This is a genomic window from Shewanella scandinavica (assembly GCF_031932065.1).
In the GTDB taxonomy this organism is placed as follows: domain Bacteria; phylum Pseudomonadota; class Gammaproteobacteria; order Enterobacterales; family Shewanellaceae; genus Shewanella; species Shewanella baltica.
The window spans coordinates 243278-256512 of record NZ_JAUOES010000005.1; the positions used below are offsets into that span (position 1 = coordinate 243278).

Here is a 13235-nt window from a genome sequence, read left to right on the forward strand (position 1 = left end):
GTCCGCCCTTTTCCTGTCCTTTAGCCCTCAGCTTGGGTATCATTGCCGCAGTATAAGTCGCCCCAATGATATAGGTGTTCCATGCAACAAATCGTCCTCGCCAGTGGCAACAAAGGCAAACTCGCCGAATTCGATCAAATGCTCGCCAGCTACGGTGTCACTGTACTGCCGCAGAGCCAATTTAATGTCAGCGAAGTGGCCGAAACGGGCACCACTTTTGTCGAAAATGCCATTATCAAAGCCAGGCATGCAGCCGAAATCACCGGACTTGCGGCCATTGCCGATGATTCAGGTTTAGAAGTGGATTTACTCCAAGGCGCTCCCGGCATTTATTCAGCGCGTTACGCGGGCGAGAATGCCAAAGATCAAGACAACGTATTGAAACTACTTGAAACATTAAAAGACCAGCCAGCACCTCGCAGTGCGCGATTCCAATGCGTGCTGGTGTATATGCGCCACGCCAAAGATCCAACCCCAATTATTTGCCAAGCCGCATGGGAAGGCCAAATCGACTTTAACCAACGTGGCGACAATGGCCATGGTTACGATCCGATTTTTATCCCTGAAAATTATCAATGTAGCGCGGCGGAGCTCAGCAGCAACAAGAAAAATGCCTTAAGCCATCGTGGTAAAGCCCTAGTGCAACTCATCGCTGCCATGCAAGCCCAAGGCGTATTAACTGGCGGGAATGCACAATAATGTCGTCAACAGCCATGACTACTGCGATGAAGCTCGAACTGCCGCCACTCAGTCTGTATATCCATATTCCTTGGTGCGTACAAAAGTGTCCTTACTGCGACTTTAATTCCCATGGTCAAAATGGTGAGCTGCCACAGGCAGCCTATGTTGATGCGCTATTGGAAGACTTACGCCAAGACTTACATCTGGTCCAAGGGCGGCAGATCCATACCATCTTTATCGGTGGTGGCACACCATCCTTATTCGATGCTTTGCAAATCAAACGCATACTCGATGGTGCTAATGCGCTAATCCCCTTTAGTGACAATATCGAAATCACCATGGAAGCCAACCCTGGCACCTTGGAACACGATGACTTTAGTGCCTATCGTGCAGCAGGTGTTACCCGTTTATCTATCGGTGTGCAGAGTTTTTCTAAGGATAAGCTCAACTTACTTGGACGTATTCACGATCAAAACGAGGCACAAGTCGCTGCTCAAAAAGCCAGTCAAGCGGGATACTTAAGTTTCAACCTTGATTTAATGCATGGATTACCGAACCAAAGTTTTGCTGAAGCGATGGCCGATATCGACACGGCAGCGGCGCTCAATCCACCGCATTTATCTTGGTATCAGTTAACAATTGAGCCCAACACCCTATTCCACTCAAAACCACCGCAGTTGCCCGATGACGAAGCGCTCTGGCATATCTATGAGCAAGGTCAACAAAAGCTGGCAGCATTAGGGTATGAGCAATACGAAATATCTGCCTACGCAAAACCCGGTTATCAATGTAGGCACAATCTCAACTACTGGCAGTTTGGTGATTATCTAGGCATAGGCTGTGGCGCCCACGGTAAGGTGACCTTGCCGGAAGAAAACCGCATCATACGCACGGTAAAAATTAAACATCCCAAGGGATATCTCAGTGCCAATAACTACACCTTCGAATCGATTGAAGTGGCGGAGGAAGATCGCGCGCTCGAATATTTAATGAATCGCCTGCGTCTGATGACACCTATCCCTAAGCAAGAATTTGAACTGCGTACCGGACAGCACAGAGACACATTGACCGAAGGAATGGAAAAAGCCAAACAGCGCGGTTTACTGACAGAATCCGCTGAACATTGGCAATTAACCAGTAAAGGTCATATGTTTGTTAATGATTTACTGACACAATTCTGCTAAGTCTGCCGTTAAAATAGCTCTATAAATAATGTGTTAGTGGTCAATAGTGCAGTTTAATACTATTACTGCTAACACATTTTCTAACATTAATATCCATACATTCTTGTTCCGCTTCTTTAGAATTGATGCAACTCAATCCAGGAAGCCTGATCATGCCAATAAAAACTAAAATCAGCTTAGTCGCACTGACCCTTTCAGCTCTGCTGACCATTCCCGCGTATGCAGCATCAACTTCGCCAGCCTTACACAGTGCAAGTGAACCTATGAATGCAGTGGTGCAAACCGAGTCAGACAAAGCCAATGCGTTGTTCGAAACCATCTTCATGGAAAACATCATGGCGAGCCCTATTTCGCAAACCTATATGGGGATCAAGCTAGACTATGATAAATGGGATGAACTGGGTGATGCCGCCGATGATAAAGCCCTAGCACGCACAAAAAAACAACTGGCGCAGGTCAATCTGATTGATGCGGCCAAACTCGATCCACAAACAAACCTCAGCCTCACCTTACTCAAACAAAATCTGCAAAATGACATCGAAGATGACCAATGGCGCTACCATAATTACCCTGTGAATCAGATGCATGGCGGCCACTCTATGATCGCCTCCTTCTTGATTAACCAACATCAAATTACCGATGCCAGCGATGCCAAGGCCTATATCAGCCGCTTGAATGGCGTGCCTAAACGTTTAAGTCAATTACAGACAGTTTTAGAAGTCCGCGCAGATAAAGGCATTATTGCGCCTAAGTTTGTATTCGCTTATGTGATTTCAGACAGCCAAAACATCATCAAAGGTGCGCCTTTTGATAAGAGCGACGACAGCGCGCTACTCGCAGATTTTCGCCGTAAAGTGAACGCATTAGCGATTAAAGAAACGGAAAAGCAAGCACTGATTCAACAGGCTGAGCATGCACTAGTAACTCAAGTCGAGCCCGCCTATAACAAGCTCATCAGTTACATCAAAACCTTAGCAACCAGAGCTGACGACCGCGATGGTGCGTGGAAACTCCCTAATGGCGCGGCCTTTTACAATAATGCTTTGGCCCGCACTACCACCACAAATATGACCGCCGATCAAATCCATGACTTAGGCCTTTCTGAGGTGGAACGTATTCATAATGAAATGCGCGCCATTATGAAGAAGGTCAATTTTAAAGGCGATTTACAGCAATTCTTTAGCTTCATGCGTGACGATCCCCAGTTCTACTACCCCAATACCGCCGAAGGCAAAGCCGCCTATTTAGCTGAGGCGACTAAGCTCATCGACAATATGAAATCGCGCTTAGATGAAGTGTTCAAAGTAAAACCTAAGGCCGCCATGATAGTGAAACAGGTTGAAGCCTTTAGAGAAAAATCCGCGGGTAAAGCCTTCTATGAGCAACCTGCGCCGGATGGCTCGCGTCCAGGTAGCTACTATGCAAACCTATATGACATGAAAGCCATGCCGAAATACCAAATGGAGGCGCTGGCCTACCACGAAGGTATTCCGGGTCATCACATGCAGATCGCCATTTCCCAAGAGCTGCAAAATATTCCTAAGTTCCGCAAATTTGGTGGCTATACCGCGTATATCGAGGGCTGGGGTTTATATAGCGAATCTTTCCCGAAAGAAATGGGACTCTACGCCGATCCCTATTCTGACTTTGGTCGCCTAGCAATGGAGCTATGGCGTGCATGTCGCTTAGTCGTTGATACTGGTATCCACGCTAAAAAGTGGACCCGAGAGCAAGGCATTGCCTATTACGTGGATAATACGCCCAATGCTAAATCGGATGCGGTGAAAATGGTTGAACGCCATATCGTTATGCCATCACAAGCGACAGCCTATAAAGTGGGCATGATTAAGCTGCTGGAACTCAGACATAAAGCAGAGCAACAGCTTGGCAGTCAATTTGATATCCGCGACTTCCATACGCTAGTACTTGCTAACGGCGCATTGCCACTGGATGTGCTAGAGCAACAAGTCGATCTCTGGATAGCCAGCAAGAAGAAGGCCTAATACCCTAATGTATTAATGCCTTAATACCTTAATGCCTGGTCGTGAAGCATTGTTAACCTGCTTCACGACTAAAGCGACATATATATCTACGCCCAATAAAAAAGCCACTCGAAAGTGGCTTTTTTATTGGTACCATTATCCCGTTAGATAACAGAACCCTTCTCACTGTGGGTCACTATATTTGTTGTATTAATTTATGCTTTAGCACTCGCTTTCACATCACTTAACACACAGTTGCGACTTTAGGGTACAGGGAGACAAAACTTGTGCTCAAGGCTGCACAAACCATCAATAAAAAATTACCTCAGCGATAAGGCTGAGGTAAACCAAAAACTAGGATGATGGTTTAAAGAGCCAACATTGTTTTAGTTCTCAAACTTCTGTTGGCTGTGATCCAAAACTGCATTAATGCCGACCTGTACACAAAAATTGAAAGGGGTCATTTCCAATAAACGTATAAGACTCAGGTCATTCCGAATCAACTGTTACCATTGTATTCAATTAAGAACAGAGTTCAAGGGTGTTATAAAAAAGTGCTTTAGAACACCCTAAAAAATCATCAGCAAATGTACTCATCAACTCAATCTAAAGTATTGATTTTAAATAGCCATAAAAGTGCTTGGTTAATTTGAAATCACATAGAACTGGTTTTGAGAACAATGTTTCCTATTCTACTGACGTTTACTGAATAATTCGACATAGGGCGCATCCCAATACGGCGGCGTGCCTATGTGATCTTTGATGAATTCGATAAAAGAACTGACCTTAGGTGCTAAGTGCTTACGACGGGGATAAACCGCCTGCAATGGCAGATGGTGGGTCAATTGCCAATCCTTCAGTAAAGGCACTAATGTTCCCTTGGCAATTTCATCTTCCATCAAATAACTTGCAAGATACACAACCCCGAGACCACTGATTGCAGCAGATTTTAAGGCCGGTGCGTTATCCACCCTGAAATTGCCCGATACGCCAATTTCACAGTAATCATCACCCTTCTTAAATTGCCACATGCTGTGCTCGTGCCACTCGCCTTGATAGACCAAACAATTGTGGTCAACTAACTGCTCAGGTCGAGTTGGCTCGCCATGTTGAGCAATATAGCCAGGAGAAGCAACTAACAGGAATTGGCACTTCATCAGAGGTCTAGCAACCATACCAAGCGGTAATTGCTCCGACATAGTTAACAATAAATCTAAGCCTTCACTCACGACATCTACTTTATGGTCCAGTAAGCTCACTTGTAGCTCAAGCTCAGGATGTTTTGCCATAAAGGATGGCAGCGCAGGAATGATATGCATCACCCCAAAGGACTGGGAAATCCCCACCTTAAGCACGCCGCGGGTCGCATCATTTAAGTTATGCACGCTGGCTATCGCTTGTTCAGCGTCACGCAGCAATTCTTCACCTTGCAGATACAGCAAATGCCCTGCTTCAGTCAGGCTTAAGCTGCGGGTGGTACGTTGGATTAATTGAACACCAAGTCTATGTTCAAGATCGGCGACTTGTGTACTGACCTTAGACTTAGAAATCCCAAGCCTTCTTGCGGCGGCACTAAAACTACCAGCTCTGGCCACATGAGTAAAAATCGCAATAGGTTCTAACAGTTCTAACATGGAAGTCGCCTTAAGCTGTTTACGACAATGATATTAACTTTCGGTGAATAGCAGTGGTTAGCGTAATCATCGCTTAAAAATAACCATAGCATTGATATCTCGCATTAAAGTGATATAACGCAGAGATTTAGACCGAAAAAGTCCACTAAAGTAGGGTGTTATATCTGACTGATATGCCAGCTTTTAATTATATTTTAAGAGTATACCAAATATTCGTCTCTAGACTGTAACATTCCGAACTAAATCGCTGCAAGCCAAGCCTACAAGCCACATCGACTTTATCCTCATAGCTTTCGCCACTAAGAATTAGCCAATAAAAAAGCCCCTAGGCGATAAATTGACTAGGGGCGTAGCATTCAAATTTGACTCATGCACAAGGAGATAGAAGTTATTGCAGTTAAAACCAAGGGCTATTCACAAAAACTATTAGTAAGGACGATTAACAAGAACTATTCACGCAGCTCCTTGGTTGAGTTTTGTGTCAACGCATAAGGCGCGAGTTCTGGTACCTCTTGGCGTAATTGATTTTCAAGCACTAACAGATTTTCAAATCGGTCGCACAAACGGTCAGCTTTAGCTTCCAGTCCCTTAGATTGACTCTCAATTTGTTGCTCAATATCTTGGCCTAAGTTGTCCATTTTTTTGGAGAAGGCATCCATCTTGGCTTCAAAACTATCACCGTCACCCGACATGATTTGGCCACCTATGGTCATCATAATAGTACCGACTGAGTTCTGAACAATTTGCTCCATTTCCTGCTCGAATTCGTCGTTAAAGGTGTTCTGAATCGAGTCCTCCGTCGCGCCGAGATAGAAGCTATCGCCATGACGGTAGGCAACTGAATCAACACGCTTTTGGACGCCTGCCATCATTTCATCGAATTTAGCACCGGCCGCATCGCCCATTAAAGGGGTTAACGCCATGCTCACCGCTTGCGAAGCTAATGCGACGGCCTCGTTCACGACTTCAATCACTTCAGGCACTTGCGTCGACACTTCATCGGCGTATTGAGTCACTAGCTTTTTTTGCTTATCGGTTAAGTTTACTTGTTTGCCTTCAACAAATAACTTATCGACTTCGATGCGATACTTTTCGGTGCCCTTCTCGCTCATGACTAATTTTTTAGGCTCAACCATAACGTCATAATTTAAAGAGACTTCACAACGTTCATCGACTTTAGGCTCTGTTTGCGCTTGCGCCAACTGTAGGCCAGATGTCCCTAAAATCACGCCGGATAAGGCAAATCCAGTTAATAGCTTATTTAATTTCATGTTGTTCGTCCTTTAATCTGAATAATTCGATAAACCTAAACTACTGAATAGCTTATAGCAGGAGACGTGCCAACTTTATAACAATATGATTATGTTGGATTTAGGAAAGTTAGCACTAAAAGGTCATTAGCGAAATTCGCTAACTTTTAGTCTGATAGTGCTAATAAAAACGTGAAGTAAAACTAGAAAATGGAACGACCAAGGCGTTGGCTTAAATGCTCAAGCATGGCAGTGCCAGCAAGCGAATTGCCATTGCCATCGAGTTCTGGCGACCAAACACAAATCGACAGTTCCCCAGGAATAACGGCAATGATGCCACCACCGACACCACTTTTACCAGGCATACCGACACGATAGGCAAACTCGCCCGCTCCATCGTATAGGCCCGAAGTCGCCAACAGGGCATTAAGCTGCCGAGTTTGCACCTGAGAGATAAGCTCAGTCCCAATTATGCTTTTGCCGCGATTAGCCAAGTACAACATGGCTTTAGACAAGTCAGCGCAATTCATCTTTAAGGCGCAGTAATGAAAATAGGTGCGTAGCACAGTATCAACATCGCCTTGAAAATTACCAAAGGACTTCATCAAATAAGCAATCGCCGCATTGCGCGCACTATGCTGATATTCTGAATCTGCCACTTGTTTATCGAAACTGACTTTATCGTTTTGGCTTAGTTGCCTGACTAGCTCGAGCATTCTGTGTTTAGGCGCACCTAAACGACTCTGCAATAAGTCAGCAATCACTAACGCGCCAGCATTGATAAATGGATTACGCGGCTTGCCACGTTCTAACTCGACTTGTACTAAAGAGTTGAATGAATGGCCCGAAGGTTCTTTGCCAACTCGGCTCCAAATTTCGGCCTCTTCATATAAAGTTAACGCTAAGGTTAAGCTGAAAACTTTGGAAATACTTTGAATCGAAAACGGCTCAAGGTAATCGCCCGCACCTAAGGTTTCACCATCAACGGTTGTGACGGCAATGCCTATTTTGCCAGCATCAACGCTGGCCAGTGCGGGGATGTAATCTGCAACCTTTCCTTGGCCGAGCAAGGGTCGAACTTTCTCGACCACTTCCTCAAGTAATGCCAACTCGGGCATTAACCCCACCAAATGTCGTACAGTTCGCTAACTTCAACCTGAGACACTTTTTGGTTCGCCCAGAACGCCTTAACTGCAGCAATATCTTCTTCGGTACATTTGCCGATCGTTTGGGTTGCGATGATGCCTTCCCATTCGATGTGACCGCCGCCATGGAAACCTAACTTACGGGTTTCGATCACTTCATCGATGAATTTATCTACAGTTGCATCGATATCGGCTTCTGATACTGATGCATCAAAAGTCCAAGCCATATCAAAACCTAACTCTTGGAATTCATCAACGCGCATTTTCTTACGTAAACGACGGCTACGATTAGTTGCCATAGTGACTTTCCCCGTTGTGTTAAAAAACTAATTAATCAATTGAAATATCTAGATTAAGCGATACGCTCAAACATCAGATCCCATACACCGTGACCCAATCTATGGCCGCGGGCTTCAAACTTTGTCAGTGGGCGATGATCAGGACGTGGTACCACAGTGCCGTCACTCGACTGGTTTTTATAACCAGGAGCCGCTTGCATCACTTCCAACATATGCTCGCTGTATTCTTCCCAATCGGTTGCCATATGGAACACGCCACCAATTTTTAGCTTGCGGCGGATCAGTTCAGCAAATTCAGCTTGTACGATACGACGCTTATGGTGACGTTTCTTATGCCAAGGATCGGGGAAAAACAATTGCACTCGGGCTAATGAACCGTCAGCAATCGCATGTTCTAATACTTCCATGGCATCATGATGATACACACGTAAATTAGTCACTCCCGCGATGGCGGCATCGCTTAAGCAAGAACCGACACCCGGTTTATGCACTTCAATACCAATAAAATTTTGCTCTGGTGCGTCTTTAGCCATTTGCACTAAAGAGGCGCCCATGCCAAAGCCAATTTCCAGCACAGTATCGGCTTCACGGCCAAAAACGTCGCTCAGAACCAATGGCGTTGGGCTGTAATTTAACCCCATTGTTGGCCACTGGCTTTCAATAGCTTGTGCTTGGCCTTTAGTTAAGCGACCTTCTCTTAGGACAAAGCTTCTGATCTTACGCAGATACTTGCCTTCTTCATTAAATTCAGCGGTAGTGACTTCGCTCATTTTTGCCTCGTCTAGTGGACAGCACCATCATAAAAGAAGGGCATTATCCAAAGTTCAACATACAGTGCAAGCACTAATGGGGCGAAAGTATACCAAGATTATTTGAGAGTGCGAATTTAGCAGTGATTTTCGGCTTTTTAGCCCTTATCCACTTGTCTTTGAGCTTGTCTAAGAAGATAACTGCCGCTACACTGCGCCGATGAAATCTACAGCCTCCTTCGCTACACGTATCGTCTCTTGGTACGACAATCACGGTCGTAAAACTCTCCCTTGGCAGCAAGATAAAACCCCATATAGCGTATGGGTTTCTGAAATCATGCTGCAACAAACTCAGGTTGCGACTGTTATTCCCTATTACCTTAAATTTATGGTGCGTTTTCCCGATGTGTTAGCACTTGCTAACGCGCCAGATGATGAGGTGTTACATCATTGGACCGGCCTTGGGTATTACGCTAGGGCGCGTAATCTGCATAAAGCGGCCAAGATGATCCGCGACGATTATCAGGGATTATTTCCAACGGATTTTGAGCAAGTACTGGCTCTGCCGGGTATTGGTCGCTCGACAGCAGGCGCGGTATTGTCACTGTCTCTTGGCCAGCATCACCCCATTCTCGACGGTAACGTCAAACGCGTGTTAGCACGACACGGCGCTATCGCCGGTTGGCCGGGGCAAAAAACGGTCGAAGCGCAGCTTTGGCAGCTGACTGACACGTATACGCCGCAGCAAGATATTCAGAAATATAATCAAGCCATGATGGATATCGGCGCCAGTATTTGTACTCGTAGCAAACCTAACTGCGCCGCTTGCCCTGTAGCGATTGATTGCAAAGCTCAGCTGATTGGCCGACAAACCGATTTCCCCGGCAAGAAGCCTAAAAAAACCATACCGACCAAAGCGGCGTGGATGTTAGTGCTAATGCAAGACAACCAAGTGTTTTTAGCTAAACGTCCGCCAGCGGGAATTTGGGGCGGACTTTGGTGTTTCCCTGAGTTTACCACCCAAGCCGCACTTGAAACCCACCTCGAAGAGCAAGGGTTTGCTGGGCAACAACTCGAATGGCTAACTGGCTTTAGGCACACGTTTAGCCACTTCCATTTAGATATTCAGCCCATGATGCTTAATTTAGATAAAACTCATGGCGATAAAACCCACGGCAATAAACAGAGCGTGGGCGCTGTCATGGAACAAAATCAGTCTCTCTGGTATAACATAAGTCATCCTTCCAAAGTGGGACTCGCCGCCGCCACCGAGCGCGTGCTAGCCAATTTGGGATCACTCGTTCAATCCACAGTCAGTAAGGAATAATCATGGCGCGTACAGTCAATTGCGTATATTTAAATAAAGAAGCCGACGGCCTAGACTTTCAACTGTATCCAGGTGATTTAGGTAAGCGCATTTTTGATAACATCAGCAAAGAAGCTTGGGGCCTATGGCAAAAAAAGCAAACCATGCTGATTAACGAAAAGAAACTCAACATGATGAATGTTGATGATCGTAAATTTCTTGAAGAGCAAATGACCTCTTTCCTCTTTGAAGGTAAAGAAGTAGAAATTGAAGGTTTTGTGCCTGAAAAAGACCAAGATTAATTTTATCGTTAACCTAATGATAAAGCCCACAAAAAAGCGCCTTTCGGCGCTTTTTGTTTATTCATCTCGTGAAGAATAACTGAACGTTACTTACGCACGCCTTCAACCACAAGATCTAACTCAACATGGCTTGATGCTGGGCCTAAATCCATTTTGATACCGAAATCTTTCATCGCAAACGTGGTTGTGCCAGTAAAACCGGCACGGTAGCCACCCCAAGGATCTTGACCTTCGCCCACAGCATGGGCATTGATCGCTAATGGCTTAGTGACACCATTTAAGGTTAAGTTGCCGTTAATCACTAAGTCGCCATTACCTTTATCTTCAACTGTGGTTGAGGTAAACGTCGCTTGCGCAAACTTACTCGTGTTTAGGAAATCGGCGCTACGAATATGCTTGTCACGCTCGGCGTGGTTTGAATCCACACTAAGCGTATTTACTGTTACATTCACTTTAGCCGCAGTGGGTTTAGCCGCGTCATAGCTAAAGTCGCCGCTAAAATCATTAAAGCGGCCAACGACATAGCTATAACCTAAGTGGCTCACTTTGAAAGTAATAGAGGCATGTGCTCCTTCACGGTCAATGACATAGTCCGCCGCTGAAGCCGCCATCGGAGCCAATAGAGATGCACCAATCAGTGCGCTTAACAGTTGCTTTTTCATTGTGTTATCCTCGATTAAATTTAATCATTTTGAGTAAAGTTGCGTCTTTATCGATAAAGTGATGCTTTAACGCACCTGCAGCGTGAATTACCACGAGTGCGATTAAGCTATAAGCTGCGTATTGGTGGATATCGCCTGCTATATCAGCTTGGTTTTCAAAAAAAGGTCCAAATCCTGGTAGTTCAAACCAGTCAAACACCATAATTCCACGGCCTTCTGCCGTTGAAATAAGAATGCCGGCACACATGATCACCAGCAGCAATACATAAATAGCTAAATGCGCAATATGAGCCGCCTGCCTCTCCCAAGGCTTATGATTCGCCTCTGGTACGGGCTTAGGATTCACTAAGCGCCACAACAAGCGGAATAACGTCACTGCCAAGAGTAAAATCCCGACGCTCTTATGTAGATGTGGCGCTGTCTTGTACCATGCGCTGTAGTAGGTTAACTCCACCATCCACACACCTACCGCAAACAACCCAATGACGACGATCGCACTCAGCCAATGAGTCACAATTGCGGTTATCCCATAAGCCAACTTACTATTTCGAAACATACTGCGACTCCGTATTCGCGTTTTCTTCATGCCATCCATGAAATAATATTCATTATCATAAGTCTAATTTTAAAAACTAAAATCAGTAAAAATCGCTCATATCTTTCTAAATTTTAGAAAGTAAGCCGAAAATTAGGATTTATGAGCACAAATCTATAGTAAACATCAGCATCCCCCTGACTTGAAAAATACAGTCAACGAATGAAATTGACCTGAATTCACAAAATAAGAGATAAAAAACAGCCAAGATGCACATTAAACCGCCGAACGAGTTATTTATTGGGAAAAAGCACTTGCAGAGGTGAAACTCCCTAGCTAATATAGCCGCACTTCGAACGAGACGGCTCAGCCAACGAGTTCAAAGTAGTTAACTAACACTTAGTTTAGTTGCCCGAATAGCTCAGTCGGTAGAGCAGAGGATTGAAAATCCTCGTGTCCCTGGTTCGATTCCGGGTTCGGGCACCATCATTTTGCAGTAAAGTTTAGCCGGCATAGCTCAGTTGGTAGAGCAACTGACTTGTAATCAGTAGGTCCCGAGTTCGACTCTTGGTGCCGGCACCATATAAACAACGAAGCCACTCAATGAGTGGCTTTTTTGTTTCTGTTTGTCCCGTCCTGAAATACGTTGACATAAAGAGGACTTCTTTATGACAACATCAATTAACTCAAGCCGTAAGCGCACACAACGAGATTACACCTTAGCCTTTAAATTAGGCGTTGTAGAGCGTGTTGAAAAAGGCGAAATGACGTACAAACAAGCCCAAGCCCATTTTGGTATTCAAGGCCGTTCAACTGTACTCGTTTGGCTTAGAAAACATGGTAGACTCGATTGGTCGAAACCTTTTCAGCATCCCCTTATGCCTAAGTCAAAAGAAACCCCTGCCGAAACGATCAAGCGCCTTGAACGTGAGTTAGCAGAAGAGAAACTGCGTAACCAAATCCTCAATGGCATGGTTGATATCATGGACAATGAATATGGAGCTGGCCTCAGAAAAAAGTACTTATCCGGTACGTCTGGCAAGCAAAAGGCAACGGAGAAATAAACCTCGCAGCCGCATGTCGTGCTGCGGGTATGTCGAGGCAAGGTATTTATCAGGCAGTTGCGCGAATGGAAAGTCGTAGAGCTGAACTATCGGTCATCAAAGACTGGGTTCAGTACTGGCGTAAATATATGCCAAGGTTAGGGGCCCGTAAGCTCTACACGTTGATAAAATCCAGGCTGGTTGAGCACGATATTAAACTCGGGCGAGATGGGTTCTTTACCTATTTGAGAAGTGAAGGTTTACTGGTTAAACCGAAGAAAAGCTACACAAAAACCACGTTCAGCAAACACTGGATGAAGAAGCATCCTAATTTAATGAAAGAGGAAGGACTGCATGATGCAGAGCATGTACTGGTCAGCGATATCACCTATCTTGAGTCAGACCAAGGTGTGCACTACCTGTCACTGGTCACCGATGCCAGTTCTCGTAAGATAGTCGGTCA

At 45.1% G+C, this 13235-nt stretch carries 12 protein-coding genes, 2 tRNA genes and 1 pseudogene; 8 read left to right on the forward strand and 7 right to left on the reverse strand.

The genetic code is table 11. The features are described from left to right. Nucleotides 1–81: 81 nt before the first annotated feature. The 3 genes from rdgB (at nt 82) to Q4Q50_RS06195 (ending at nt 3868) form a co-directional block, all read left to right on the forward strand. A complete protein-coding gene (gene rdgB, locus Q4Q50_RS06185) occupies nt 82–699 on the forward strand; it encodes an RdgB/HAM1 family non-canonical purine NTP pyrophosphatase (RefSeq protein WP_311898836.1) in 618 nt (205 codons plus the stop codon). Further along, nucleotides 699–1865 (forward strand): radical SAM family heme chaperone HemW, encoded by a 1167-nt coding sequence (gene hemW, locus Q4Q50_RS06190; protein WP_311898837.1) that lies wholly within the window; start codon nt 699–701, stop codon nt 1863–1865. Before rdgB ends, hemW begins: the two co-directional genes overlap by 1 nt. A 152-nt stretch (nt 1866–2017) precedes the next feature. Further along, a complete protein-coding gene (locus Q4Q50_RS06195; RefSeq protein ID WP_311898838.1) occupies nt 2018–3868 on the forward strand; it encodes a DUF885 domain-containing protein in 1851 nt (616 codons plus the stop codon). 671 nt (nt 3869–4539) lie between these two features. Here the strand turns inward: Q4Q50_RS06195 and Q4Q50_RS06200 are convergent. The 5 genes from Q4Q50_RS06200 to trmB all read right to left on the reverse strand — a co-directional run bounded on the left by Q4Q50_RS06200 (nt 4540) and on the right by trmB (nt 8945). Then, nucleotides 4540–5481, reverse strand: a complete 942-nt coding sequence (locus Q4Q50_RS06200) for a LysR family transcriptional regulator (RefSeq protein WP_006082526.1) — start codon at nt 5479–5481, stop codon at nt 4540–4542. A 449-nt stretch (nt 5482–5930) separates the two neighbouring features. Beyond that, a complete protein-coding gene (locus Q4Q50_RS06205; RefSeq protein WP_259540874.1) occupies nt 5931–6752 on the reverse strand; it encodes a YggN family protein in 822 nt (273 codons plus the stop codon). A 182-nt stretch (nt 6753–6934) separates the two neighbouring features. Next, the gene (gene glsB / locus Q4Q50_RS06210) at nt 6935–7849 is read right to left on the reverse strand and encodes a glutaminase B (RefSeq protein ID WP_311898839.1); all 915 of its coding nucleotides are present in this window, start codon (nt 7847–7849) and stop codon (nt 6935–6937) included. Beyond that, nucleotides 7849–8175, reverse strand: coding sequence for a YggL family protein (locus Q4Q50_RS06215; protein ID WP_006082529.1), 327 nt, complete (start codon nt 8173–8175; stop codon nt 7849–7851). Before Q4Q50_RS06215 ends, glsB begins: the two co-directional genes overlap by 1 nt. Before the next feature lie 53 nt (nt 8176–8228). Next, nucleotides 8229–8945 carry a tRNA (guanosine(46)-N7)-methyltransferase TrmB gene (trmB, locus tag Q4Q50_RS06220; RefSeq protein WP_311898840.1) on the reverse strand — a complete coding sequence of 239 codons (717 nt, stop codon included), beginning with the start codon at nt 8943–8945 and terminating at the stop codon, nt 8229–8231. A gap of 199 nt (nt 8946–9144) precedes the next feature. Between trmB and mutY the strand changes: the two genes are divergently transcribed. Then, nucleotides 9145–10251, forward strand: coding sequence for an A/G-specific adenine glycosylase (mutY, locus tag Q4Q50_RS06225; protein WP_311898841.1), 1107 nt, complete (start codon nt 9145–9147; stop codon nt 10249–10251). 2 nt (nt 10252–10253) lie between these two features. Further along, nucleotides 10254–10532, forward strand: coding sequence for an oxidative damage protection protein (locus Q4Q50_RS06230; RefSeq protein WP_006082532.1), 279 nt, complete (start codon nt 10254–10256; stop codon nt 10530–10532). A gap of 86 nt (nt 10533–10618) precedes the next feature. On the opposite strand, the gene Q4Q50_RS06235 is transcribed toward Q4Q50_RS06230, so the two are convergent. Together Q4Q50_RS06235 and Q4Q50_RS06240 are read right to left on the reverse strand one after the other, a co-directional pair. Next, nucleotides 10619–11194, reverse strand: coding sequence for a YceI family protein (locus Q4Q50_RS06235; RefSeq protein ID WP_006082533.1), 576 nt, complete (start codon nt 11192–11194; stop codon nt 10619–10621). A gap of 4 nt (nt 11195–11198) precedes the next feature. Then, nucleotides 11199–11750 carry a cytochrome b gene (locus tag Q4Q50_RS06240; RefSeq protein WP_259503825.1) on the reverse strand — a complete coding sequence of 184 codons (552 nt, stop codon included), beginning with the start codon at nt 11748–11750 and terminating at the stop codon, nt 11199–11201. A gap of 389 nt (nt 11751–12139) precedes the next feature. Between Q4Q50_RS06240 and Q4Q50_RS06245 the strand changes: the two genes are divergently transcribed. The 3 genes and pseudogenes from Q4Q50_RS06245 to Q4Q50_RS06255 all read left to right on the forward strand — a co-directional run. Further along, nucleotides 12140–12215, forward strand: a tRNA-Phe gene (locus tag Q4Q50_RS06245). Nucleotides 12216–12235: 20 nt separating this feature from the next. Further along, nucleotides 12236–12311: transfer RNA gene (locus Q4Q50_RS06250), tRNA-Thr, on the forward strand. 86 nt (nt 12312–12397) lie between these two features. Then, nucleotides 12398–13235 (forward strand): annotated as a pseudogene (locus Q4Q50_RS06255) (transposase family protein); the annotation flags it as partial.